Source organism: Paractinoplanes toevensis (assembly GCF_018332695.1).
In the GTDB taxonomy this organism is placed as follows: Bacteria; Actinomycetota; Actinomycetes; order Mycobacteriales; family Micromonosporaceae; genus Actinoplanes; species Actinoplanes toevensis.
Window position 1 is genome coordinate 21,469 of record NZ_BOQN01000139.1, and the last position, 24,885, is coordinate 46,353.

Consider the following 24,885-nt stretch of genomic DNA (forward strand, 5'->3'; position numbering starts at 1 on the left):
GTGAACCCTGGCATCGACCCATCGCCCGCTGTCGGCAGAGCGACGCAATCCCCGCTGACCAGGGCACTTCGGCGGTGATCTAGGGCACGCCCAAGATCACCGCGGGGTCATCACATCGTGATATGTGGGATCTGAGTGGTAGGCGGCACACCGAGATCCACCTACTGTTCGGTACATCGATCTCCGTAGGGCCGGACGGCGGCGCCCCCGCTGTCGTCCGGCAGGAGTTTCGAGCAGTCTCCGCCGAGGTGCGACGTGAGGGTCGAGCTCCGTTGCGCCTCGGCGGCACGATTTAGATCACAGGATGGGTGCCGGCGCGTAGTGCGCCGCGGCGGGATGCGCCGCCACGATCGCGGCGACTCGGTCCGCCACCCGGGCCACCTGGGACGACGCGGCACCGACGAAGCCGGCCCGGTCCGCCACCAGAGTGTCGATCTCGGCGCGCGAGAGCCGCATCCGCTCGTCGCCGGCCAGCCGGTCGAAGAGGTCGTTGACCGGAGCGCCCTTCTCCCGCATGGCCAGCGCCACCCCGACCGCATGCTCCTTGATCACCTCGTGCGCGGCCTCCCGGCCGACGCCCTTGCGCACCGCCGCCACCAGGATCTTGGTGGTGGTCAGGAACGGCAGGAAGCGGTCGAGCTCACGGGCGATCACCGCCGGGTAGGCGCCGAACTCGTCGAGCACGGTCAGGAACGTCTGGAACAGGCCGTCGGTGGCGAAGAACGCGTCCGGCAGCGCCACCCGGCGGACCACCGAGCAGGAGACGTCACCCTCGTTCCACTGGTCACCGGCCAGCTCGCCGACCATCGACAGGTAACCGCGGACGATCACCGCGAGGCCGTTGACCCGCTCCGACGAGCGCGTGTTCATCTTGTGCGGCATCGCCGACGAGCCGACCTGGCCGGGCTTGAAGCCCTCGGTGGCCAGTTCCTGGCCGACCATCAGCCGGATCGTGGTGGCCAGCGACGACGGGCCGGCGGTGACCTGGACGAGCGCCGACACCACGTCGAAATCGAGCGAGCGTGGGTAGACCTGACCGACGCTGCTGAGCACCCGGTTGAAGCCGAGGTGGCCGGCGACCCGCTGCTCCAGCTGGGCGAGGGCGTCGAAGTCGCCGTCCAGCAGGTCGAGCTGGTCGGCCGCGGTGCCGACCGGGCCCTTGATGCCGCGCAGCGGGTAGCGCCCGATCAGGTCGTCCAGCCGTTCGTACGCGATCAGCAGCTCCTGCGCCGCCGAGGCGAACCGCTTGCCCAGCGTGGTGGCCTGCGCCGCGACGTTGTGCGAGCGGCCGGTCATCACCAGGTCGGAGTATTCGACCGCGCGCTCGGTGAGCCGGGCCAGGGTGGTGACCACCCGCTCGCGGATCAGCTCGAGCGAGGCCCGGATCTGCAGCTGCTCGACGTTCTCCGTCAGGTCGCGGGAGGTCATCCCCTTGTGGATCTGCTCGAAGCCGGCCAGCGCGCTGAACTCCTCGATGCGCGCCTTCACGTCGTGCCGGGTGACCCGCTCGCGGGCCGCGATCGACGGGAGGTCGACCTGGTCGAGCACCGCTTCGTACGCCTCCACGGCGCCCTCGGGCACGGCCACGCCGAGATCACGCTGAGCGCGCAGCACGGCGAGCCAGAGCCGGCGCTCCATCCGGATCTTCTCCTCCGGGGACCACAGGTCGGTGAGCTCGGCGGAGGCGTAGCGGGCGGCCAGCACGTTCGGGATCGTCACGGCACCGATTCTTTCACGGGCGCGTTTTCCGGCTCGGGCAGCTTGTGCGGCAGGGTGCGCACGTCCCGGCTGCTCAGCTGGGCGAGGAAGGCGCCGGTGACGAGGATGCCGGCGCCGACCAGGGTCGCCTCGGTGCCGACCACGTGCGAGATCGGTCCGATCGCCATCTCGCCGATCGGGATCGCCACGAACGAGCCGACCATGTCGTACGAGTAGACCCGGGCCAGTTTGTCGGCCGGGATGTGCTCCTGCATCGTCGTCTCCCAGGCCACCCCGAACTGTTCGAGCCCCAGGCCGGCGATCAGTGCACCGGCGATGAGCACCCAGAGGTTCGGATAGAGACCGAGCACGTAGATCGGCAGGGCCATCAGCGTGCAGCAGGCGACGCCGAAGTAGAGCAGTCGCTCAAGGCGCAGTCGCATCGCGATCAGGGCTCCGATGATCATGCCGACGGTCTGTGCGGCCAGCACGAAGCCCCAGGCCCGGCGGCCGAAGGTGTCGTCCGCGATGACCGGTCCGAGCACGAAGAGGGAGCCGCCCCAGGCCATGTTGGCCACGCAGAACCCGGCCACGACCACCCACAGCCAGGTCCGCGAGCGGAACTCGGACCATCCGGTCCGAAGATCAACAAAGACGTTGGGGCGCTTTGGCGACGGCTCGGCACTTTCGAGTACGGGCACTGCGGTGCCGGCCAGACCGCCGGCCGCCTCCTCGACGACCATCTCCGCGTTCACCGGCTTCGCGGCGCCGGCGGCGATCGCCAGACCGAGGCCCGCGAAGCAGAACGCCGAGATCACGAACGTGGCCGCGTCGACCACGATGCCCCAGCCCGGACCGACCGCCGCGACCACGATCCCGGCCGCCGGCGCGCCCAGGACGGCCGCGCTGTTCAGGAAGACCCGGCTGATCCCGTTCGCCTGCTGACGGATCTCCGCCGGCACGGTCTGCGGCAGGATCGACGCGCTCGCCGGCAGGGCCAGCGCCCCGACCATGCCGTTGAGTGCGGCCAGCACGATGAGCAGCGGAATCGTGGCGTTGTGGGTGAGCACCAGAGCCGCCACGGTGCCCTGGGTGATGGCCGCCGCCAGGCTGGAGCCGACCATCAGCAGGTTTTTCGGCAGACGGTCGGCCAGCACGCCGCCGAACAGCAGGAACACGACGTTGACCACCGTGCGGGCGCCGACCACGAAGCCCAGGTCGGTGGCGGACCCGGTGAGGTCGAGAACCGCGAAGGCGAGCGCGATGGGGGCGAACGCGTTGCCGAGCGCGTTGATCGTGCGGCCGGCCAGCAGGAGTTGAAAGGGGCGTTGGCGGAGGGGGCCGTTCATTCGGACTCCATCTCGAACAGGGCAGCGGTGGTGCTGGTGCGGACGGTGCCGGGGGTGCGGGGTGGCTGAGCCGCGCCGTGCAGCTCGGTCAGCGCGAGGGCGATCCGTTCCCGCAGCTCGTCCCACTTCGCCGGATCGACCCAGAGCTCGGCGTCGGCCAGCACCTTCTGGCCGGCCGGGAAGCGCGCGTCCCGCGAACGGCGGATCAGCTCGTTGGCGAACGCGGCGATCTCGATGCGCAGCTGCTCGTCGGAGAGCGGGCGCTCGCTGAGCCGCCGCTCCCGCTCGTGGGCGACGTCGTAGCGGTAACGCTTGGCGACGCCACCGCGAATCTTCTCCTCGCTCTCCACGAAGATCAGCCCGCCGGAGAGCAGGGTGCGCAGGTGGTAGCTGGCGTTGGCGTGGGTGAGGCCGAGCTCACGGGCCACCTCGGCCGCGGTCATCGGGGCAGCCGTCAGCAGCGACATGATCCGCAGCCGCACCGGATGGGCCATCGCCCGCAGCGAAGCCGTGCTCTGCTCTCGTGGCGACGCCGAATCTCCCAAAGACATGTTGGGGAGTCTAGGCATTCAGCGCGCCGACTGTCCAACACTTGTTTGGGAGTGGCACACTGCACGGAGAAGCGGCATTCTCGCTAGGGTTACTCGCGAGTAGGTACAGCGCAGATACCGAAAGGTCCACCGATGACTGATTTCAACCCCGAGTCGCTCTCCTCGATCGGCCCGAAGGAGTTCGCGCAGCTCGTCAAGTCGACGCCCGACTCGCAGATCGCCGAGGTCATGTCCGGCGACGCACGCACGAAGATCCTCGACGAGGTCTTCAACCGCATGCCTCAGCTCTTCCGCGCGGAGAAGGCCGGCAACACCTCGGCCGTCATCCACTGGGTCATCACCGGTGGCGCCGGCGGCGGCAACGACACCTACGAGACGGTGATCGAGAACGGCGCCTGCACGGTCACCAGCAAGCCCGAGCGCGACCCCAAGCTCGCCATGACCATGGACCCGGTCACGTTCCTGAAGGTCGTCTCCGGTGACGGCAACCCGATGATGATGTTCATGACCGGCAAGATCAAGGCAAAGGGTGACCTGGGCCTGGCCGCCAACGTGGCCAAGCTGTTCGACATTCCCAAGGCCTGACGGGCCGCTGACGGGGCCGGATCAGAGCTGGATCCGGCCCTCGACGGCGTTCAGGGCGATGTCGGTGCGGTACTGCGCCCCGTCCAGGCGGACGCCGTCGACCAGGGCATAGGCGAACTCGCGGGCCGCGACCAGGTCAGCGCCGACGGCCGTGACACTCAGCACCCGGCCACCCGAGGAGACCAGGGCGCCGTCGTCCCGGCGGGCCGTGCCGGCGTGGATCACGCCGGGCACCTCGGCACCCTCGATGACGTCGCCGGTGCGCGGGGTGCCGGGATAGTTCGCGCTGGCCACCACCACGGTGATGGCGGCGCCGTCGTGCCAGAGCAGCGGCGGGTAACCGGCCAGGTTGCCGGTTGCGGCGGCGTACAGCAGCCCGGACAGCGGCGTGTCCAGCAGGGCCAGCACCACCTGGGTCTCCGGGTCGCCGAAGCGGGCGTTGAACTCGATCACCTTCGGGCCGTCCGGGGTGAGCGCGAGTCCGACGTAGAGCAGCCCGGCGAACGGGGTGCCCCGCTTGCGCATCTCGGCCAGGGTCGGCTCGACCGTCTCCCGCATCACCCGGGGCACGAGATCGTCCGGCGCCCAGTCCAGCGGGGCGTACGCCCCCATGCCGCCGGTGTTCGGACCGGCGTCGCCGTCCCCCAGCCGCTTGAAGTCCTGGGCCGGCATCAGCGGCACCGACGCCGTGCCGTCGGTCACCACGAACAGCGAGACCTCGGGACCGGGCAGATATTCCTCGATCACGACCTTGCCGCACTCGGCGGCATGGCGGCGAGCCTCCTCGATCGAGTCGGTGACCACGACTCCCTTGCCGGCGGCCAGGCCGTCGTTCTTCACCACATAGGGCGCACCGAGGTCGGCCAGCGCGCGGTCCACGGCCTCGGGCGAGGTGCACTCATAAGATCGCGAGGTCGGCACCCCGGCCGCGGCCATGACGTCCTTGGCGAACGCCTTCGACCCCTCCAGCTGGGCGGCCGCGGCGCTCGGACCGAAACAGGCGATGCCCTTGGCCCGCACGGCGTCGGCCACGCCCGCCACCAGCGGCGCCTCCGGACCGACCACGACCAGGTCGGCCGCGACCTCGACGGCGAGGGCGGCCACGGCGGCCGGATCGGTGGCGGTCACCGGATAGAGCGCGGCGACCTGCGCGATGCCGGGGTTACCGGGGGCGGCGGCCAGGAATTCGACGGAGGGGTCGGCAGCGAGCTCGACGGCGAGGGCGTGTTCCCGCCCGCCGGATCCGATCAGAAGTACGCGCACGACCGCCGATCCTACCGGCGGCCTCCTTCCGCACGTCGCACCGCAGGTCGGTCGCGTAAACTTCGGCAGTACCCGGGCTTCGCCGAGTACGCAAGCACGCGGAAAGGCGTCACAGACGTGCCGGTGATCGTGTTGGTCGGCGCCCAATGGGGCGACGAGGGCAAAGGCAAAGCCACTGATCTGCTGGGCGACCGGCTCGACTACGTCGTCAAGTTCAACGGTGGCAACAACGCCGGTCACACCGTGGTGATCAAGGGCGAGAAGTACGCGCTGCACCTGCTGCCCAGCGGCATCCTGACCCCGGGCGTGACCCCGGTGATCGGCAACGGTGTGGTGGTCGACCTGGCTGTCCTGTTCCAGGAGATCGACGGTCTCGAGGCGCGCGGCATCGACACGTCCCGCCTGCGGATAAGCGCGAACGCGCACGTCATCGCGTCCTACAACCGCACGCTCGACAAGGTCAGCGAGCGTTACCTGGGCGCCCGGCGGATCGGCACGACCGGTCGCGGCATCGGCCCGACCTACGCCGACAAGATGAACCGCCTGGGCGTGCGCATCCAGGACCTCTTCGACGAGTCGATCCTGCGGCAGAAGGTCGAGGCGGCCCTCTCCTTCAAGAACCAGGTGCTCTCGAAGATCTACAACCGCCAGGCGGTCAAGGTCGAAGAGGTGGTGGCCGAGCTCCTGTCGTACGTCGAGCGCCTCCGCCCCTACGTGGGCGACACCGCGCTCGAGCTGTCCCAGGCGCTCGATGCGGGCAAGGTCGTGCTCTGCGAGGCCGGCCAGGCCACCCTGCTCGATGTGGACCACGGCACCTACCCGTTCGTGACCAGCTCGAACGCGACGGCCGGCGGTGCCTGCACCGGCGCCGGCATCCCGCCGACCCGGATCGACCGGGTGGTGGCGGTGCTCAAGGCGTTCACCAGCCGGGTGGGCGAGGGCCCGTTCCCGACCGAGCTGCATGACAAGTTCGGCGACTACCTTCGTGAGGTCGGCCACGAGTACGGCACGACCACCGGCCGCCCGCGCCGGATCGGCTGGCTCGACCTGGTGATCGGCCGCTACGCGCAGCGGATCAACGGGGTCACCGACTTCGCGCTGACCAAATTGGACAACTACGACGGTCTCGACGAGATCCCGGTGTGTGTGGCCTACGAGGTCAACGGCGTGCGCCACGACGAGATGCCGGTCAACCAGACCGACTTCCACCACGCGACTCCGATCTTCGAGACGTTGCCCGGCTGGAAGCAGGACATCTCCGGTTGCCGCAGCTTCGACGACCTGCCGAAGGACGCGCAGCGCTTCGTCGAGTTCGTCGAGCAGCGTCTCGGCGCGCGCATCTCGATCGTCGGCGTCGGCCCGGGCCGCGAGGCGGTCATCGAACGCCACTCGGTGCTGGGCGGGGCGTAAGCGGATGTACGACGTCGTGATCCTCAGCCTGGCCGAGGGCGCGGGGCCGTCGGTGGACGCGTGCGGCGCCGGCGGCTGCGGCGGTTGCGGTTCGGCCGAGAAAGAGGCGTGCGCCACACCGCGCGTTCCGGTTCTGCAGTGCGCCGAGGCGCTCACCGCCGGTGGCGCGCGCGTCGAGATGATCACCGCCGGCTCCGATGCGGAGATCGACGCGGTGCTCGAACGCTTCGACGGCCCGCCCCGGCCGGACGGCCTGACCTGGCCCGACACCGAGAACAAGACCAGGCTCGTGGTTGCCTGCGCGGTCGACGGCCAGCTGCGGGCCGTCCTGCGACGGCTGGTCCGGCGGTACGCTCCGCCGCCCAGCAAACGCCCCGGTGACCTGGACACCAACCGCACCGTTCCGGACCTCCCGCCGGTGGCGCTGCTCCCGCTCGACGCGACCGGCACCACCGACCTGGCCGCGCAGCTGGGCCTGCCGCGCACCCCGGCCGGGGTGGCCGCGGCGGTGCTGACCGGCCCGGTCCGGCGGCTCGACCTGCTGCGCAACGACGGCGGATCGGTCACCGTGGACGGTGCGTTGGTCGGCGGCGCGGACGACGACGGCCGCGCGGTGGCCTGGCGCGGCCGGGTCGAGGTGGACGACAAGGTCCTCTCCGACGGCACCGACCCGATCCTGGCCTGCGCGATCGGCAACGGCGGCGGCTACGCCGAGTTCGACGGCCTCCGGTTGCTCACCGATGGCGACCCGACCGACGGCCGGGTCGAGGTGGCCGTGGCGGTGCCCAAGGTGGTCAAGCAGCGGTTCCGGCGGGGCTCCAAGGTCCAGATCGAGGTGCGCCGGGCCCGCGGCCGGGCGGTGTCCGTGCTGCCCCGCGACGGCGAGTTGCAGTTCCTCGACGACGGCGTCGGTGGATCGATGAACCGCAAGCGTTCCTGGTGGACGGAGGCCGGGGCGTGGGCGGTGTACGCGAGCTGACCTACTGTGCGAGTCTGAAGTAGTACTGAAATACCGCTAGGTAACTCGGGGAGGACGCTTCCGTGGAGGACGAGCACGCCGACCGCGTCTACGTCCCAGGGACGAACCCCACGCCCCCCGATCGGGACGTGGAACCGTTCTGGGCGGATGAGGAGCCGGACGCTCCCGTGCACGGTGGCGGGCCTGTGCCGCACCAGACGCCACCGGCCGTGCCGATTCCGGGCCCGGCGACCGGTGTCTACCGGCCGGACCGCCCGGTCCCGGTGCCGCCCCCGGCCGTACCGGTGCCGCCGCCGGCCGTCGCACCGGCCGAGCCGACCTCCGGTTCCGGAGTGCACACGAGCCCGGATTCGCCCTGGTCCCAGCCCCCGCAGCAGCGGCCCGCGCAACCGGAGCCGCCGCCGCGGGCCACCGCTTCGGTCCCGGTGCCGAACGTGGCGCGTCCCGAGACGCCACCCCCGCCGGCCCCACCGACCCCGGACCCGTCGAACGGCCAGATCTACCGGCCGTCGCCGCCACCTGCGCCGTTCCCGCCACAACCAACGCCGCCACCACAAACGCCGCCGCCGCCAGCGCCGCAGCAACCGATGCCACCACAGCCGATGCCACCGCAGCAGCAGGGACCGGCCCGGCCGATCGCCGGCCCCTACCCGCCGACGATGGATCCCCGCGTGGTTCCGCAGCAGCGCCCGCCGCAGACCGACACCGGTGGGCAGCCTCCCGTCGACCCGTTCCAGGACCTCCCGTGGGTCTCCGACGGCAGCCCCACGGCCGAGGAGTTCGCCCGCCGCCGGCTGGCCAAGCCGGCCGAGCCGATCGCCACCATGGGCCCCCGGGCGGTGCTCCGGAAGACCACGGCCGGCCTGGTCAAGCTCGCCCCGGGGAAGCGCGAGCTGGAGTTCAAACAGGACGTCGAGATGGTCCGCCGCAACTTCGGTGGCCTGCGCCAGGTGACGATCGTCAACCCGAAGGGCGGTGCCGGCAAGACCGTCGCCGTGCTGCTGCTTGCCATGACGTTCGGCCAGAAGCGCGGCGGTTACGTGCTGGCCTGGGACAACAACGAGACCCAGGGCACCCTCGGCATGCGCGCCCAGCAGGACTTCCACGCCCGTACGGTGCGTGACATGATGCGCGACCTGCACCTCTTCCGGGGCGCGCACGGCCGGGTCGGTGACCTGTCGCAATACGTGCGGGCTCAGGGCGAGGGCATGTTCGACGTGCTGGCCTCGGACGAGTCCGCGACGGCCGGCGAGATGCTGACGGCCGGCGCGTTCGCCGAGATCCGGGAGATCGTCAGCCGCTTCTACAAGCTGATCTTCGTGGACACCGGCAACAACGTGCGGGCCCAGAACTGGCAGGCGGCAATCGACGCCACCGACCAGCTGGTGATCACCATGTCGGCCCGTAACGACTCGGCCGAGACCGCCGCCCGGATGCTCGACCACCTGGAGCAGAGCGGCCGGCAACGGCTCGTCCGCCAGGCGGTCAGCGTGGTGTCGATGCCGCCGACCCGGAAGGACATCGACCTGCCCGCGATCCAGCGGCACTTCGCGGCCCGCACCCGGGCGGTGCTGATGGCGCCGTACGAGAAGTTGATCGACTCCGGCGAACCGCTGCGCTACGGCCAGTTGTCCAGCAATACCAAGGACGCCTGGCTGAAGATCGCCGCAGCGGTCGCCGAAGGGCTCTAGCGGCTCAGGAGAGGGCGTCGGCCGCGGCCGGGTCGCTGTCGCGCAGGAACTGGGCGCAGCGGGCCGCCTCGTCGGCCTCGCCGATCTCGGCGGCGGCCTTGGACAGGCTGTGCAGGCAGCGCAGGAAGCCCTGGTTGGGTTCGTGCGCCCAGGGCACCGGCCCGTGCCCCTTCCAGCCGTTGCGGCGCAGGGCGTCGAGGCCACGGTGGTAACCGGTGCGGGCGTAGGCGTACGCGGTGACCGGCTCGCCGGCCTCCAGCGCGTCGGCGGCCAGCGCGGCCCAGCCCCCGCTGTAGGCGGGGTGGTCGGCGGCGACGGTCTTGTAGGCGTCGGCGGTTCCGGTCTCGGCCGCGGTGGCGAGGGCCTTGTCGGCCTCGACGTCGGCGGGGAGCAGGGTGGCCGGCGGCTCGGGAAGCAGATTCTGCATAACCCCATTCAACCGGCCCGACCAGGATGAATTCCCAGCGGCCCGCTAATCCCACGCGTTACTGATCATGGCGAGCCGATCGGTGTATTCGATCTGCCGCTGCCAGGCCGCCGGCCAGGCGTCGAGGCCCAGCGACGCACCGGCGAACGCACCGGCGAGGCAGGCGATCGAGTCGGAGTCGCCGGAGGAGGCGGCACCGCGCCCGATCACCGCGACCGGCTCGTCCGGGGAGATCAGATAGCAGTGCAGCGCGGTCGCGAGGGCTTCCTCGGCGATCCAGCCCTCGCCGGTGATCAGGCACGGATCGCCGGTGCCGCTCCCGGTGCCGACCTTGGCCAGCGCCGCCAGGCATTCGTCCCAGCCGACCGCGATGAAATCCTCGGGCGACGCGGACAGCGAGGTCCGCCACAGCTCGCCGAGCCAGTCGCCCCGGTAGACGCTCCGCTGCCGCCGGCAGCGATCCCGCAGAGCGTCGAGCAGTTCCCGCGGCGGAAGACCATTCAAGAGCCAATTGCAGGCGTACGCCGTGAGCTCGCTCGCCGCCAGCCCGGTCGGGTGGCCGTGGGTGAGTGCGGCCTGCAACTGAGCCGCCCCGGCCCGCTGGTCGTCGGTCAGCCCCGGCATCAGCCCGACCGGGGTGACCCGCATGTTGGCGCCGCACCCCTTCGAGCCCGCCTGCGTCGCCTGCTGCCACGGCCGCCCGTCGGCCAGCGCCGCGCACGCCCGCAGGCAGGTCATGCCGGGGGCGCGGTTGTTGTCCGGGCTCGCCGCCCAGTCGAGGAACGCCTGCCGCAGCAGCGGCTCCAGAACCCCCGGGGTGATCTCCGAGGCGGCCAGCAGCGATTCGCCGACCGCGAGCGCCATCTGGGTGTCGTCGGTGACCAAGGCGGGCGTGCCGGTCAGCTCGACCGGGCCGGCCGGGCCGTAGGCCGCGACGATCGCGTCGTACGCCATGAACTCGGTTGGTTTCCCGAAGGCATCCCCGTAGGCCAGTCCATAGAGCGATCCCGCCGCATTTCGCACGGTAGCTACCCTACGGTCATGCCCGGCGACCCATTACATCCCGTCCTCGGCGGGGACAGTCCGTTCGACAGCACCGCGCTCGAGGTGGAGTCCCGGGCCGAGTTCGAGTCACACCTGGCGCGGCGGTCGTTGGCCGGCCTGGTCCTTCTCGGTCTGCGGCTGGACGCCGATCCGCCCGACCTCACCGGCGTCGACGTGACCGGCACGCTGTTCGTGGGCTGCCGGCTGGCGAACGACGACGTGGAGATCGACCTGATCCGCCGGGGTGCGCACCTGGTGCCGCCGTTCGACGCCCAGCCCTACCCGACCCACCCGGCCACCCTCTACACCCCGGAAGATCTGTCCTTCGGCTTCGCCCAGGACGGCTTCGCCGGAATGTACGACACGGCGGTCTACCAGCACTTCCTCGAGCACGGCGGGGCCGGGCCGGACATTCGCGAGGCGATCGCGCAGCGGCTGCACGACGCCGGCATCGACAACGCGCTCGGCAAGGCACTGGCCGCCTGGGTGGCCAACCACGACGCGAAGGCCGCGGTCGGCATCATGGGCGGGCACGCGGCGCCGCGCGGTTCGGCGCCCTACCGGATGGCGGCCACCCTGGCCTGGCGGCTCGCCTCGGTGGGCCGGCTGGTGGTGACCGGCGGCGGGCCGGGCGTGATGGAGGCGGCGAACCTCGGCGCCTACTTCGCGGCCCGGCCGGCCACCCAGCTCAAGGCCGCGATCGAGATGCTGTCAGCGGCGCCGCACTTCGCCGATCATGATCCGTACACGGCGGCGGCGCTCGAGGTGCGAGCGGCCTATCCGGCCCCGCGGACGGCGGTGTCCGATGTGGTGGGCAGGCTGCGGCACGGTGGTCTGGCGCTGCCCACCTGGCTGTACGGGCACGAGTCGGCCAACCTGTTCGCCGGTCAGATCGGCAAGTACTTCTCGAACGCCGTCCGGGAGGACTCGATCCTGCGGCTGGCCCGGGGTGGCATCGTCTTCGCGCCGGGCTGGGCCGGCACCGTCCAGGAGATCTTCCAGGCCGCGACGAAGACCTTCTACCAGACCGACGGCCCGTCCGGAGCGTTCGTCTTCCTGGGCGTCGACCACTGGCGCGAGCTGCCGGTCGAGGCCCTGCTGCGCTCGCTGCTGGCCAAGTCGCCGCACGGCGACCAGTCGAACCTGGTGGTGGTGACCGACTCGCTGGACGTGGCGATGGCCGCGCTGTCCCGCTGACTCAGGCGATGTGCACGCGGCGCCAGTTGGTCGCGGGCAGCTCGGCCTCGGGCAGGTCGGTTATGCCGTTCTCGTCCATCGCGTTGTAGATCGCCAGCCGGGCGCCGTCGAAGAGGAACTCGACCGCGTGCAGCACCCGAGGCCGCCATTCGGCCGGCGTCACCAGCTCGATCACGTTCACGGCACGAAGAACCTTGCCGCGGGCCAGGCGCAGCGCCGCCACCGGATCGGGCCGCCAGTCGAAGTGCTCGTACCAGTCGATCGGCAGGTTCAGATCGATCTGGTCCCAGGTGATCGCGCACTCATCAAACTTACGGTGAGTAATCTCCACATGCGTCTGTCCGAAGTCGAGGATGACCGGGCCGTCGGCGAACCAGCCCCGCTCGGCCATGTCCCACATCAGCCAGCTTGATCGCAATTTCCGGCCGATAAGCCGCACAAATCTGGTCCGATGGACGGCCGCGAGGGCCTCCGCGTCATGGTGCCAGGCGGGCTCGTAGCCCTCGATACCAAGCACGATCATGAACCTCCAGTGAACCAGAGGACGATCGTACCCATACCGCTGAGTAACCCTGCAACATGAAGACGGCCGATCCCCGCGAACGGGGACCGGCCGTCATCGAACGACTTACTTGGAGAGGCTGGTGCCCGTCGAGCGGAGATTCTCGCACGCCTCGACGACTCGCTTGGCCAGGCCGTTCTCGGCCAGCTTGCCCCAGGCCCGCGGGTCGTACGCCTTCTTGTTGCCGACCTCGCCGTCGATCTTCAGCACGCCGTCGTAGTTCTTCAGCACGTGGTCGACGACCGGACGGGTGAACGCGTACTGCGTGTCGGTGTCGATGTTCATCTTCACCACGCCGTAGTCCAGGGCGCCGTGGATCTCCGAGAGCAGCGAGCCGGAGCCGCCGTGGAAGACCAGGTCGAACGGCTTCTCCTTGCCGTACTTGGCGCCGACCGCGTCCTGGATCTCCTTGAGGACCTCCGGGCGCAGCTTGACGTTGCCCGGCTTGTAGACGCCGTGCACGTTGCCGAAGGTCAGGGCCGTGATGTAGCGGCCCTTCTCGCCCAGGCCGAGCGCGGCCGCGGTGGCCAGGCCGTCCTCGACGGTCGAGTACAGCTTGTCGTCGATCGCGGCGGCGACGCCGTCCTCCTCGCCGCCCACGACGCCGACCTCGATCTCCAGGATGATGTGCGCGGCCGCGGCGGCGGCCAGCAGCTCCTCGGCGATCTGCAGGTTCTCTTCGACCGGCACGGCCGAGCCGTCCCACATGTGCGACTGGAACAGCGGCGCGCGGCCGTTGTCGACCCGCTCCTTGGAGATGGCGAGCAGCGGACGGACGTACGCGTCCAGCTTGTTCTTCGGGCAGTGGTCGGTGTGCAGCGCGATGTTGATCGGGTAGTTCTTGGCGACCTCGGTGGCGTACTCGGCCAGCGCCACGGCACCCGTGACCATGTTCTTGATGGTGGGTCCGGACGCGTACTCCGCGCCACCGGTCGAGATCTGGACGATGCCGTCGCTGCCCGCCTCGGCGAAGCCCTGCAGGGCGGCGTTGAGGGTCTGCGAGGACGTCACGTTGATCGCCGGGTAGGCGAACGCGCCGGCCTTGGCGCGGTCGAGCATCTCGGCGTAGACCTCAGGAGAAGCGATGGGCATCGGTGCGCTCCTTGCTCTTTTCACACGAATGGAGACAGAGGGCAGGACCGCGCTGTCCTCCAGCTAGGCAGTATTCCGCAGCCCGAGAACCGAGGGGAAACCGCCCCGAAACTTGCTCCCAGAACCCTCACGGTTAGGGGTTACCGCCGACCGGTTTGCGCGCATGCTGAGGGGGAAACGGGGCCGGACGGACGACGAGAGGGGAACGCGCCATGACGTACCCGGATTACATCGACCCGGAGACCCCGGAGGCGGACGCCGCCGAACAGGCCGCCAGCGCACGCCTCGAAGAGGACGCCGAACCTTCGCCCGACCCCGAGGCCCCCGAGTGGGACGCCCGCGAGCAGAGCCGGGTCGTCGAGCTGGAGGACGACTACCGCTGACAATTGGGTCGCCAGGCCCGGCCGGGGCGCCCGATCATTAGGGCGTGCTGCTCACCGTGACGACCACCCGCCCGCCCGCCACCGACCTCGGCTACCTGCTGGTCAAGCATCCCGGCAAGGTCCACACCTTCGACGTGCCCACCGGTACGGCGTACGTGCTGTACCCCGAGGCGACCGAGGATCGGTGCACGGCGGCGCTGCTGCTCGACGTGGATCCGGCCCGGCTGCGTGCTCAGCAGGAGTCGTTCGAGCTCGGCGCGTACGTCAACGACCGTCCGTACGCCGCCTCCAGCCTGCTCGCCGGGGCGCTGGCCAAGGTTTTCCGCAGCGCCCTGCGCGGCGCCTCGAAGGACCGTCCCGAGCTGGCCGCCGAGGCCATTCCGCTGGAGATCCGGGTGCCGGTGCTGCGCGGTACCACCGAGCTGGCCGAGCGACTGTTCGGGCCGCTCGGCTGGCAGGTGACCGCGGCGCCGATCCCGTTCGAGCCGGAGATCGGCGGCGACAGCCGCTACGTCGACCTGACGCTGGCCGGCACCGTCCGGCTGGCCGACGCCCTCAACCACCTGTACGTGCTGCTGCCGGTGCTCGACGACGGCAAGCACTACTGGGTGGCGCCCGACGAGATCGAGAAGCTGCTGCGCTCGGGCGAGGGCTGGCTCGGCGGGCACCCGGAGAAGGTGCTGATCGCCCGTCGTTACCTCGCGCACCGCAAGCATCTGGCCGAGTCGGCGCTGTCCCGCCTCGATGCCGACTCCGCCCCGGTCGAGGAGGAGGCCGAGCTGCCGGTCGCCCGCAAGGTCTCGCTGGCCGAGCAGCGCCGCGACGCGGTACTGGCCGCGCTGGCCGACGCCGACGCCGCCCGGGTGCTCGACCTCGGCTGCGGTGCCGGCGCGCTGCTCGCCGCCCTGGTCAAGGACCGCCGGTTCACCGAGATCGTCGGCACCGACGTCTCCTCCCGGGCGCTCGACCAGGCCGCCCGCCGGCTGCACCTGGACCGGCTCCCCGACCGGCAGCGGGACCGCATCAAGATCTGGCAGTCGGCCCTCACCTACCGCGACGACCGGCTGCGCGGCTACGACGCGGCCGTGCTCATGGAGGTGATCGAGCACGTCGACCCGCCGCGGCTGCCGGCCCTGGAGGCGAGCGTGTTCGGGCACGCCCGGCCGCGCACGGTCATCGTGACCACGCCGAACGCCGAGTACAACGTCCACTACGAGGGCTTGACCGGGATGCGCCACTCGGACCACCGCTTCGAGTGGACCCGCGCCGAGTTCCAGGCCTGGGCCCGTCGGGTCTCGGAGAACCACGGCTACCGGGTCGCTTTCCGCCCGGTCGGCGACGAGCACGAGACCACCGGCGCACCCACCCAGCTGGCGATCTTCACGATTACGGAGGTGACTTCATGATCGACGTACCGGAGCTCGCGCTCGTCGCGCTGGTCGGCATCTCCGGATCCGGCAAGTCGACGTTCGCCCGCACCCACTTCAAGCCCACCCAGGTGCTGTCCTCCGACTACTTCCGGGGGCTGGTCGCCGACGACGAGAACGACCAGTCCGCCTCGGCCGACGCCTTCGACGTGCTGCACTACGTGGCCGGCAAGCGCCTCGCGGCCGGCCGGCTCACCGTCGTCGACGCCACCAACCTCCAGCCGCACGCCCGGGCCGGGCTGGTCAAGGTCGCCCGGGAGCACGACGTGCTCCCGGTCGCGATCGTCCTCGATGTGCCCGAGTCGCTGGCCTGGGAGCGCACGCAGGGCCGCGCCGACCGCACGTTCGGCCGCCAGGTCCTCACCCGCATGCACCGCGACCTGCGGCGCTCGCTCGGGTCGCTGGCCCGCGAGGGCTTCCGCAAGGTGCACGTGCTGCGCGGCACCGACGAGATCGCGGCCACCGAGATCCGCTACGAGAAGCTGTTCAACGACAAGCGCGAGCTGACCGGCCCGTTCGACATCATCGGCGACGTGCACGGCTGCCATGCCGAGCTGGTGACCCTGCTCGGCAAGCTGGGCTACGACATGACCCGGCCCGACGCCGCGCACCCGGAGGGCCGCACGGCCGTCTTCGTGGGCGACCTGGTCGACCGCGGGCCCGACTCGCCGGGCGTGCTGCGCCTGGTGATGGCCATGGTCGCGGCCGGCACGGCGATCTGCGTGCCGGGCAACCACGAGCAGAAGCTGGCCCGCAAGCTGAACGGCCGCCAGGTGCAGCTCACCCACGGCCTGCCGGAGACTCTCGCGCAGCTCGCGGCGGAACCGCCGGAGTTCGTCACCGAGGTCAAGACCTTCATCGAAGGTCTGGTCAGCCATTACGTGCTGGACGGCGGCAAGCTGGTGGTCGCGCACGCCGGCCTCAAGGAGGCCTACCAGGGCCGGGCGTCCGGCCGGGTGCGCAGCTTCGCGCTCTACGGCGAGACCACCGGCGAAACCGACGAGTACGGTCTGCCGGTCCGCTACCCGTGGGCTCGCGACTACCGCGGTTCGGCCGCGGTCGTCTACGGCCACGTGCCCACCCCGCGCCCGGAGTGGATCAACAACACCATCTGCCTGGACACCGGCTGCGTCTTCGGCGGTTCACTGACCGCGCTGCGCTGGCCGACCCGGGAACTGGTGTCGGTACCGGCGGCCCGCGAGTACTACGCCCCCGTACGCCCGCTCGCCGGCCTTTCGGCAAAGCCGGACGAGGGCCTCGACCTCGCGGACGTCACCGGCCGGCGGCACATCGACTACGGGTACGGGCGGGTCACCGTCGACGCCGAGAACGCGGCCGCCGCCCTGGAGGTGATGAGCCGGTTCGCGCTCGACCCGGCCACCCTGGTCTGGCTGCCGCCGACGATGGCACCCTGCTCGACCTCGACCCTCGACGGCTACCTGGAGCACCCGTCGACGGCCTTCGCCGACCTGCGGGCGGCCGGGGTCGACCGGGTCGTGTGCGAGGAGAAGCACATGGGCTCCCGGGCCGTGGTCCGGGTGTCGCGCATCGGCACCGGCGACGCGATCTGGACCAGGACCGGCCGCCCGTTCTTCGGCCCCGCGCTCGACGGGCCGCTGCTGGAACGGGTCCGGGCCGCGGCCGCCGGGCTCTTCGACGACCTCGACACCGACTGGCTGCTGCTCGACTGCGAGCTGCTGCCCTGGTCGGCGAAGGCGGGCGGGCTGATCCGGGAGCACTACGCCGGGGTGGGTGCGGCCGGCCGGCACGCCCTGCCGGCGGCGCTGGAGGTGCTCGACCGGGTCGCGGCGCGCGGGCTCGACGTGTCCGCGCTGCGGGACCGGATCGAGCTGCGCTCGGCCGAGATCGACGGCTACTCGGCGGCCTACCGGGCCTACGTGCGGCCGACCGACGGCCTGACCGGCATCACGCTCGCTCCGTTCGCGGTCCTGGCGGGCGCCGGTGTCTCGTACGCCCGTAAGGACCATGGCTGGCACCTGGCGCAGGCGGACCGCCTGGTCGCGGCCGACCCGGAGATCTTCACGCCGACCCGGCGGATGATCGTGGATCTCGGTGACGCGTCGGCCGAGGCCGACGCCACCGACTGGTGGCTCTCGCTCACCGCGGCGGGTGGCGAAGGCATGGTCATCAAGCCGTACGGCGGGCCGGCGGTCACCGACACGAAGGGCCGGCTCGTGCAGCCCGGCGTGAAGTGCCGTGGCCGGGAGTACCTGCGGATCATCTACGGTCCCGAGTACACCCGCCCGGAACAGCTGACCCGCCTGCGCAAGCGGAACCTCGGCCGCAAGCGCAGTCTCGCGCTGCGCGAACACGGGCTGGGTCTCGCCGCGCTGGATCGGCTGGCCGAGGGCGCACCGGTGTGGCGGGTGCACGAGTTGGTCTTCGCGATCCTGGCCGCCGAGTCGGAGCCGGTCGACCCGCGCCTCTGAAAGGTTTTCCACAGCTTTCATACAGGTACGAGGTGCCAGGCTGCCGGTACCCTGGCTCCTCGTGGACACCCATGCGCTCACCGAGCAGCTCGCCCTCAACCCGCTGGACGCCAGCGACCTGATTCACACGTTCGGGCTCATCGGCGTGATCGCGATCATGTTCGCCGAGACCGGGCTGCTGGTCGGGTTCTTCTTCCCCGGTGACTCGCTGCTGTTCCTGGCCGGCGTCGCGTCGTCCCCGGTGGCCGACTCGCTCTTCGGTGCGAACACCCGGATCTCGTTCGCCGGGCTGCTCATCGGTGCTCCGGTGGCCGCGATCCTGGGCGCGCAGCTCGGCCACTGGCTCGGCGCCCGCTACGGCCGGCGGATGTTCGACAAGCCCAACTCGCGGCTCTTCAAGACCGAGTACGTCGAGAAGGCCGAGTACTACTTCGAGAAGTTCGGCCCGGCCAAGGCCGTGGTTCTCGCCCGCTTCATCCCGATCGTCCGCACGTTCCTCAACCCGGTCGCCGGCACCCTCGGCATGCCGGCGAAGAAGTTCTTCATCTGGAACGTGGTCGGCGCCGTCCTCTGGACCGACGGCATCCTGCTCATCGGCCACCTGCTGGCCCAGCAGATCTTCGACTGGACCGACGGCAAGATCGACCACTACATCCTGCCGGTGGTCGCGTTGATCGTGCTGATCTCACTGCTGCCGATCATCATCGAGGTCCTGCGCGAACGGAAGCACAAGAAGAATGGCACCGGCACCGACTCGGTCGAGCCGGCGCAGGCGATCGGCGTGGTGGCGGCGGCCAGCATCGCCGGCCTGGTCGACGCGGTCCGCGACGACGAGGACGACGAGCCGCGCACCCCGCGGTCACACCGCAGGCACTGAGGACCCACGAAAAAGGCCGGCCCGATCGGGCCGGCCTTTCTGCTGCTTACTAGACGGAGATTGCGGCGGAGCCGGACAGGCGGTCCAGGAACTCCTCGGGGCAATCGCGCAGGTTTTCCAGCCGGCCGGCCGCAAGCGCGCGATAGGTCAACTGGGCGGCCTCTTCGAGGTTGCGGGCCCGCTTGTGGGCCAGCTCGACCGAGTCGCCCATCACGACGCAGCCGTGGTGGCTGAGCACCAGGCAGTCGGTGCCGTCGGCGGCCATGGCCGCGGTCAGCGCCGCGACCTCGGGACCACCGGGCAGGCGGAACGGCACCGTCGAGACACGCCGCAGGTAGTAGGCGTGGTCGGTGGTGACGATGCGGATGTGCTCGCCCAACGCGTCGAGCAGCAGAGCGGTCTGCGGGTGCAGATGCACGACGGCGTTGACGTCCGGACGTGCACGATAAAGCGCCAGGTGCAACGCCAGCTCGCTGGTCGGCTCGAGTCGCGGCGTCGGCAGGTCGCCGATCGTCGCGGGCCCGCCGTCCTCAACCCGCACGGCCGCAAACGAGCTGCGGCTGAGCCGGTCGAGCCAGGAACCGCCGGCAGTCACCCAGATGGCGTCCTCGTCGGGAATCCGTGCGGACACGTTGCCGCCCGAGCCGACCACCAGGCCGGCTTGGACCACGTCGTAGCCCACATGCGCGAGTTGGTCACGCAGGTCACCCGGAACGTAGTTCACCCATTACTCCTCGGGTCCGGGGGGTGGACTGGAGGGAGGGGACTTCAGCCTGGCGCCACGCCCCCATGACGGTGACGCCAGGCGTTTCCGCCTTGCTACTTAGCGGGCCTTCTTGGTCGCCCGCTTACGGGGCGGCGTCAGAAGGTCGGCGATGGTCGCGATGGCGGTCGGCACGAGCCGGTAGTAAGCCCACACGCCTCGCTTCTCGCGCTCAAGGAGGCCGGCCTCCGTCAGGATCCGCAGATGGTGGCTCACGGTCGGCTGCGAAAGGCCCAGGGGGGCCGTCAGGTCGCAGACGCACGCTTCGCCGTCCGTTGCGGACTGGATGAGGCTCAGCAGCCGCAGCCGGGCCGGGTCGGCGAGTGCCTTCAGCACTCCCGCGAGCCGCTCGGCGTCGGCACGTTCAATTGGCTCGCCGGCAAGCGGCGAGATCTGAGGCATTGTCATTTCCGCCAACGCAGTTCCCACGATCTCCATCCTTCCACCAACTGCATCGATTCTCCTGCATGTGCGCAGGAACGAACCGGCTAACTTTCAGGCCGTAAGGCCGATATCGATCACCTTCTCGGTTGACCGCAGGACGTCCGGCAGCCCGTCCTTACGATCGACCCTTTCCGGCGTACCGACTTCGGTCTCTGCCTCCTGCAACGCCTCAGCCGCCGTCTGGTCGCTGCCAGTGCGTGTCGGGCTCTCGATCCCCGCCCCCAGGGTGAGGAGCCCCACATTGTCAATTCGTCGATCTGTTTCGGGTCGCTGATCCGTACTTGTTGAGGCGGTTACCCACCTCGTTGTCGCCATCTCGCCACGCTGCGCGATCTCTCGGCCGAGGCGGCTCGGCGCGAGAACTACACGACCCGATGAAAGCACGGCACCACGCTCCGCGACGGACAATTCAGTGATGAATTTACGCAGGTCGTAGCGTGCTTCCATGCATCGAGCGTACTTGCTGGAACGAAACTCGTACCTTTCGCCCCGGCGGGGCGGAAGGGAACTATTGACGCACAGCATTGGGCTGATCTGAAAATAAACTTAACAGTTACGCTAGTCCCTTTCGCCCCATCCCGGAGGCATCGACGCAGCTCAAAGCGCCTATGTCCACCGTCACATGACCGAGGGCCGACAGATCACCCGGTCGTGGCGCTGGGAAGGTCCTGTGAATCGCGCGAACGGACGTTTACCCATCCAGCGAAAAACACCCTCCGACCGGTTGGCGGACAACCAACCGGACAGCCGATAGAGGGACATCACCGAAGGACAAAGCTACCCGTTCGGGTGACGCACGGCGGTCGATACGAGACACCGTGTGACCAGTTACTCCGCCGGCCGGGCCCAGTAGTCGTCGTCGCTCCTGGTAGCTCCCGTGGACTTCGCACGCCCCGCCGAGGCCTCCGGAACGATATCCGCTCCCTCCGCCACCGAACTAGCCGCCGGTGCCTCCCCGGCCGACGCCCCACCCGAGCGATCCGCAAAAGAGGAACTTGAATCGCTCTCAGCCGACACGCCATCCGGCTGCGCAGAGGTGCCCGCAGCCCCCTGAGATGCAGATACTTCGGCGGCGGGTCCCGCGGCCCCAGCGCCGGACGCAGATCCCTGAGACGCAGGCCCATCGGCTCCAGCTCCCTGAGACGCCAGCCCCTTAGACCTCGGTCCTTGAGCCGCTTCAGGTCCGTGGGACGCCGCAGGCCGCTGGGTGGCCGCAGGCGAAACCGGCGCCGCAGGCCCCTGCGTAGCCGCAGCCGATTCGGACGCCGCAGGTCCCTGGGTAGCCGCAGCCGATTCGGACGCCGCAGGCTGCTGGGTAGCCGCAGCCGATTCGGACGCCGCAGGTCCCTGGGTAGCCGCAGGCGAATCCGACGCCGCGTCCGCTCCGGCGCCCCCGGCAGCGAGGCTTTGCGGCGCTGCGGGTGGCTGAGGGGCCGCAGGCGGCCCCCAGACAGCCGCTTGGTTGGCGTCGGGCGGCGTTACCGGCGGGTAGCCGGGTCCTGCCGGATATCCCGGGCCGTAAGCGGTCGGCTGGCCCGGATAGGGCGGGAAGCCCGGCACCGGCTGGCCAGGCTGTGACGAAGCCCACGGGCTGGGCTGACCTGGATAGGGAGGAACGCCCGGACCCGGCCCACCGGCATAGGGCGAGACGCCCGGGGCCGGCTGACCGGCGTGAGGCGAGACGCCCGGGCCCGGCTGACCGGCGTGAGGCGAGACGCCCGGACCCGGCTGACCGGCGTGAGGCGAGACGCCCGGACCCGGCTGGCCTGGATGGGGCGAAGCGCCGGGCTGACCAGCGAAGGGCGCGGGCTGGCCAGGGTAGGGCGGAAGGCCAGGCGCGGGCTGGCCCGGCCAACCCTGCGGCGCGGACGGATCGGCATAGCCCGGCGGCAACGGCGGGATCGCACCCGTCGCCGGCGGCGCCGAGGCCGGGCCGAAGTCAGGACTGGCAGGCACCGGCGCGGTGGCGCCTGTCGCGGACGGCGCAGGGGCCGGAACATAGTCAGGGCCGCCAGGCACTGACGACGCCGGGTCGTCGCCGGAACCCGCAGGCACCGTCGGAACCGCACCCGTCGCCGGCGGAGCCGAGGCCGGGCCGTAGTCAGGGCTGCCGGGCAACGCCGGGAACGCCCCGGGCGCGGACGCCGGCCGGTAGTTCTGCGCGGAAGGCGGACCGTAGCCCTGAGCGGGAGGCGGACCGTAACCCTGAGGAGGTGTCGGACCGTAACCCGGGGGAGGCGGGCCGTAGCCCTGAGCGGCAGCCGGGCCGTAGCCCGTAGCGGGCTGACCGTAGCCCTGAGCGGCAGCCGAACCGTGGCCCGTAGCGGGCGGGCCGTAGCCCGGAGCAGGCGGACCGTAGCCCTGAGCGGGAGGCGGGCCGTAGCCCGGAGCGGGCGCCGGCGCGTACCCCTGGCCGGGTGGCAGCGATGGCGCCGGACCGAAGCCGCTGGGCGCGGGCGGGGCGGACGCCGGGCCGTACCAGCCGGCGGCCGGCGGTGCCGAGGCCGGGCCGAACGCACCCAGTGCCGGTGGGGCCGACGCCGGGCCGTATCCCTGCGGCGCGTAGCTCAGCGGGCCGGGGTAGGGGACGCCGTACTGCGGGAACGTCTCGGGTGTCGGGTCGGCCGCCGCGGCCCGGCGGAAGAAGACCTTCGGTGCGGCCAGGATCAGGATCGCCACCAGGACGTAGGCCAGGACCTGCGCTACCGAGACGGAGATGTTCATGCCGAGCCAGCCGCTGGGGTACGCATCGGTGAGCTGCTGACCGACCGACAAGGGTGCCGTGTCGCCGCCCCGCTGGACGCCGACCGCGATCAGGCTGCCGAGGCCGGCGACCGCGCCGATGGCGCAGACCACGAGCGTGGCGGTCCGGGCCACGTTGCTGCCCCGGCGTAGCGCTATGCCGAGCACCACGAACAGCGCGAACACGATCACCGCCAAGGCCAGGGCGACGGCCGCGCCGAGCCAGACGATCGCGACGTACGCGTCCGGGTCGACGCTGCTGCGGAACTGCTGCATCGCGCCGTCGGCCACGTCGCGGAACCGGCTGATCGTGCCGGGCACCACCGCCATGGTCGCGATCGCGTAGATCAGCCCGACCCCGGCCATCGCCCAGAGCAGCAGGGCGGCGGCCGACACCACCGGCGGACGCCCCGCAGGTGACGGCGGGGCGACAGCAGGCGGCAGCAGAGTTGGGTATGACATCGACGACTCCCCACGGTGATCCGTTGGCCCGAACCTACCGTGCGGGCTGGATCAGGACCGGTCGGTGGGCGGATTGGGTGGCTGGTCGCCCCACGGGTTCGGGTTCGCCGGCGGCGTTCCCTGGCCGGGCGCGGGCGGCGACTGCTGCCCCGGGCCCGGCTGCCCGGGATAGGGCGGCTGGTCGGGGGGCTGCTGGCCCGGATAGGGCGGCTGGTGGGGTGGTGGCTGCTGGCCGGGGTAGGGCGGCTGGTCGGGCGCCTGCTGGCCGGGGTAGGACGGAAGGCCGGGCGCCGGCTGGCCGGGCTGACCCCAGGGGGCGGCCGGCGGCGGGTAGGCGGGGGGCTGGCCGGGGTACGGCGGGTAGGCCTGCCCGGGTTGGCCCCACTGGTCGGCGGCCGGCTGCTTGCGGAAGAACTCGTTCGACTTCGGCAGCGCCAGCAGGATGATCACGGCGAGCAGGGCGATCAGCACGATCACGGTGATCGTCGTGCCGACCGGGGTGAACCAGGACGGCAGGGCCTCGTCGAGGCGCCGCTGCACTTCCTCGGGGGTCGGGCCGCCGGCCGTGTCGGCGCTGGTCTCGAGCGAGCCGGAGATGCTGCTGCTGCCCAGGCCGGCGCCGACGCAGCAGAGTGCGATGCCGCCGAACACCCAGGTGAGGATGCGGGCCCAGTTCTTGCCGCGGCTGTCGAAGGCGCCCAGGACCGCGAAGAGGGCCCCGAGCAGCAGGTTGACGACGGCGCCCCCGGCGTAGAACGCGGTGATGATCGTGTCGGCGCTGTCCGAAAGTGTGGTGTCGGCGTAGACGTCCGAGATGGCGTCGGTGACCGGGCCGAGCGTGGCGAACGTGAGGATCGCGTTGATGATTTCCAGGGCGGCCACCGCATACAGAAGGTAGGTCGCAGCGCTCACGGTGCCGGGTCTGACCCGGGGGGCGGGTGTGGCGAAGCTGGGAACGGTCACGAATCCCCCAATCTTGATCCAAACCCACGGTATCGGTACGGGTCCACATTCGCGACCGCGCTGCGCGCCCAGTGACGCTGTGGCAACATCGGGCGACGATGGCCGAAATATCCGGAAATAGGTCGCTCGATCAGGGGGCGACATGGGGCGATCGCGGCCCCTACACTTCCATCCGTGGCGCCGACCTGGCAGCAGAGACCTCCGGCGACGCCACCTGCCCGCACGAGTCGCCCGCCCCGCAAACAGAGTTCCGGGGCCGAGGCAGACCGCAGCCGGGCACCCTTCCCATTACGCCGGCCGCGTGACCACACCGCGGCTGCCCCAGACTTAAGGACCGGTGAGTCCCACATGCCACAAGCCGACACGTTGACGGTCGTCCATCATGACGACACCCGCACCCGATTCAAAGACGTCCGGTACGAATTGCACCGCGACGGCATCCGCATCTGGTCCGACGAGGGCGAGCACCACGTCACGGACGTACTCATGACGCACGCTTATCGTCAGCGGGACGCGACGCACTAGG

The 24,885-nt window shown here is 70.7% G+C and carries 23 protein-coding genes; 11 read left to right on the plus strand and 12 right to left on the minus strand.

The features are described from left to right. Nucleotides 1-297 precede the first annotated feature (297 nt). The 3 genes from purB to Ato02nite_RS45280 are packed head-to-tail and all read right to left on the minus strand — an operon-like array spanning nt 298 to nt 3,598. The gene (purB, locus tag Ato02nite_RS45270; RefSeq protein WP_213012909.1) at nt 298-1,719 is read right to left on the minus strand and encodes an adenylosuccinate lyase; all 1,422 of its coding nucleotides are present in this window, start codon (nt 1,717-1,719) and stop codon (nt 298-300) included. Continuing rightward, nucleotides 1,716-3,047, minus strand: a complete 1,332-nt coding sequence (locus tag Ato02nite_RS45275) for an MFS transporter (protein WP_213012910.1) — start codon at nt 3,045-3,047, stop codon at nt 1,716-1,718. The genes purB and Ato02nite_RS45275 overlap by 4 nt, the downstream gene beginning before the upstream one ends. Next, nucleotides 3,044-3,598 carry an ArsR/SmtB family transcription factor gene (locus Ato02nite_RS45280; protein WP_246608125.1) on the minus strand — a complete coding sequence of 185 codons (555 nt, stop codon included), beginning with the start codon at nt 3,596-3,598 and terminating at the stop codon, nt 3,044-3,046. The genes Ato02nite_RS45275 and Ato02nite_RS45280 overlap by 4 nt, the downstream gene beginning before the upstream one ends. 132 nt (nt 3,599-3,730) lie before the next feature. Here Ato02nite_RS45280 and Ato02nite_RS45285 point away from each other — a divergent pair, with 132 nt between their 5' ends. After that, entirely contained in the window at nt 3,731-4,183 is a 453-nt protein-coding gene (locus Ato02nite_RS45285; protein WP_213012911.1) for an SCP2 sterol-binding domain-containing protein, read from the plus strand. A 21-nt stretch (nt 4,184-4,204) separates the two neighbouring features. Here Ato02nite_RS45285 and purD read toward each other — a convergent pair whose 3' ends face one another. Further along, nucleotides 4,205-5,446, minus strand: coding sequence for a phosphoribosylamine--glycine ligase (gene purD, locus Ato02nite_RS45290; RefSeq protein ID WP_213012912.1), 1,242 nt, complete (start codon nt 5,444-5,446; stop codon nt 4,205-4,207). A gap of 117 nt (nt 5,447-5,563) precedes the next feature. Here purD and Ato02nite_RS45295 point away from each other — a divergent pair, with 117 nt between their 5' ends. From Ato02nite_RS45295 to Ato02nite_RS45305, 3 genes are all read left to right on the plus strand, one after another. Further along, complete coding sequence (locus tag Ato02nite_RS45295; protein ID WP_213012913.1) at nt 5,564-6,856, plus strand: adenylosuccinate synthase; 1,293 nt, start codon at nt 5,564-5,566, stop codon at nt 6,854-6,856. Between the two features lie 4 nt (nt 6,857-6,860). Then, nucleotides 6,861-7,835: a diacylglycerol kinase family protein gene (locus tag Ato02nite_RS45300; protein ID WP_213012914.1), complete on the plus strand. Its 975-nt coding sequence runs from the start codon at nt 6,861-6,863 to the stop codon at nt 7,833-7,835. A 62-nt stretch (nt 7,836-7,897) separates the two neighbouring features. Then, nucleotides 7,898-9,526, plus strand: coding sequence for a MinD/ParA family ATP-binding protein (locus Ato02nite_RS45305; RefSeq protein ID WP_213012915.1), 1,629 nt, complete (start codon nt 7,898-7,900; stop codon nt 9,524-9,526). Between the two features lie 4 nt (nt 9,527-9,530). Here the strand turns inward: Ato02nite_RS45305 and Ato02nite_RS45310 are convergent, their stop codons facing one another. Beyond that, nucleotides 9,531-9,953: a DUF3151 domain-containing protein gene (locus Ato02nite_RS45310; protein WP_213012916.1), complete on the minus strand. Its 423-nt coding sequence runs from the start codon at nt 9,951-9,953 to the stop codon at nt 9,531-9,533. Between the two features lie 45 nt (nt 9,954-9,998). Continuing rightward, entirely contained in the window at nt 9,999-10,976 is a 978-nt protein-coding gene (locus Ato02nite_RS45315) for an ADP-ribosylglycohydrolase family protein (protein WP_213012917.1), read from the minus strand. A gap of 18 nt (nt 10,977-10,994) precedes the next feature. Between Ato02nite_RS45315 and Ato02nite_RS45320 the strand changes: the two genes are divergently transcribed. Beyond that, the gene (locus Ato02nite_RS45320; protein ID WP_213012918.1) at nt 10,995-12,194 is read left to right on the plus strand and encodes an LOG family protein; all 1,200 of its coding nucleotides are present in this window, start codon (nt 10,995-10,997) and stop codon (nt 12,192-12,194) included. A 1-nt stretch (nt 12,195) separates the two neighbouring features. Here the strand turns inward: Ato02nite_RS45320 and Ato02nite_RS45325 are convergent, their stop codons facing one another. Both Ato02nite_RS45325 and fbaA read right to left on the minus strand, forming a co-directional pair. Next, nucleotides 12,196-12,717: a hypothetical protein gene (locus tag Ato02nite_RS45325; protein WP_213012919.1), complete on the minus strand. Its 522-nt coding sequence runs from the start codon at nt 12,715-12,717 to the stop codon at nt 12,196-12,198. A gap of 105 nt (nt 12,718-12,822) precedes the next feature. After that, nucleotides 12,823-13,848, minus strand: a complete 1,026-nt coding sequence (fbaA, locus tag Ato02nite_RS45330; protein WP_213012920.1) for a class II fructose-bisphosphate aldolase — start codon at nt 13,846-13,848, stop codon at nt 12,823-12,825. A gap of 212 nt (nt 13,849-14,060) precedes the next feature. Here fbaA and Ato02nite_RS45335 point away from each other — a divergent pair, with 212 nt between their 5' ends. From Ato02nite_RS45335 to Ato02nite_RS45350, 4 genes are all read left to right on the plus strand, one after another. Then, nucleotides 14,061-14,231 carry a hypothetical protein gene (locus Ato02nite_RS45335; protein WP_213012921.1) on the plus strand — a complete coding sequence of 57 codons (171 nt, stop codon included), beginning with the start codon at nt 14,061-14,063 and terminating at the stop codon, nt 14,229-14,231. 44 nt (nt 14,232-14,275) lie between these two features. Then, entirely contained in the window at nt 14,276-15,637 is a 1,362-nt protein-coding gene (locus Ato02nite_RS45340; RefSeq protein ID WP_213012922.1) for a 3' terminal RNA ribose 2'-O-methyltransferase Hen1, read from the plus strand. Next, complete coding sequence (locus tag Ato02nite_RS45345) at nt 15,634-18,108, plus strand: polynucleotide kinase-phosphatase (protein WP_213012923.1); 2,475 nt, start codon at nt 15,634-15,636, stop codon at nt 18,106-18,108. Before Ato02nite_RS45340 ends, Ato02nite_RS45345 begins: the two co-directional genes overlap by 4 nt. 61 nt (nt 18,109-18,169) lie before the next feature. Then, nucleotides 18,170-18,985 carry a DedA family protein gene (locus tag Ato02nite_RS45350; RefSeq protein WP_213012924.1) on the plus strand — a complete coding sequence of 272 codons (816 nt, stop codon included), beginning with the start codon at nt 18,170-18,172 and terminating at the stop codon, nt 18,983-18,985. A 49-nt stretch (nt 18,986-19,034) separates the two neighbouring features. Here the strand turns inward: Ato02nite_RS45350 and Ato02nite_RS45355 are convergent, their stop codons facing one another. The 3 genes from Ato02nite_RS45355 to Ato02nite_RS45365 form a co-directional block, all read right to left on the minus strand. After that, complete coding sequence (locus tag Ato02nite_RS45355; protein WP_213012925.1) at nt 19,035-19,709, minus strand: class II aldolase/adducin family protein; 675 nt, start codon at nt 19,707-19,709, stop codon at nt 19,035-19,037. A 99-nt stretch (nt 19,710-19,808) separates the two neighbouring features. Further along, nucleotides 19,809-20,186, minus strand: coding sequence for an ArsR/SmtB family transcription factor (locus tag Ato02nite_RS45360; RefSeq protein WP_014440216.1), 378 nt, complete (start codon nt 20,184-20,186; stop codon nt 19,809-19,811). Between the two features lie 57 nt (nt 20,187-20,243). Next, nucleotides 20,244-20,639 carry a hypothetical protein gene (locus Ato02nite_RS45365; RefSeq protein ID WP_213012926.1) on the minus strand — a complete coding sequence of 132 codons (396 nt, stop codon included), beginning with the start codon at nt 20,637-20,639 and terminating at the stop codon, nt 20,244-20,246. A gap of 2,335 nt (nt 20,640-22,974) precedes the next feature. Between Ato02nite_RS45365 and Ato02nite_RS45370 the strand changes: the two genes are divergently transcribed. Beyond that, nucleotides 22,975-23,280, plus strand: a complete 306-nt coding sequence (locus tag Ato02nite_RS45370; RefSeq protein ID WP_213012927.1) for a hypothetical protein — start codon at nt 22,975-22,977, stop codon at nt 23,278-23,280. 167 nt (nt 23,281-23,447) lie between these two features. Here Ato02nite_RS45370 and Ato02nite_RS45375 read toward each other — a convergent pair whose 3' ends face one another. Beyond that, nucleotides 23,448-24,308: a hypothetical protein gene (locus Ato02nite_RS45375; RefSeq protein ID WP_213012928.1), complete on the minus strand. Its 861-nt coding sequence runs from the start codon at nt 24,306-24,308 to the stop codon at nt 23,448-23,450. A gap of 399 nt (nt 24,309-24,707) precedes the next feature. On the opposite strand from Ato02nite_RS45375, the gene Ato02nite_RS45380 reads away from it, so the two are divergent. Then, entirely contained in the window at nt 24,708-24,884 is a 177-nt protein-coding gene (locus Ato02nite_RS45380) for a hypothetical protein (RefSeq protein WP_213012929.1), read from the plus strand. Nucleotide 24,885: the final 1 nt, after the last annotated feature.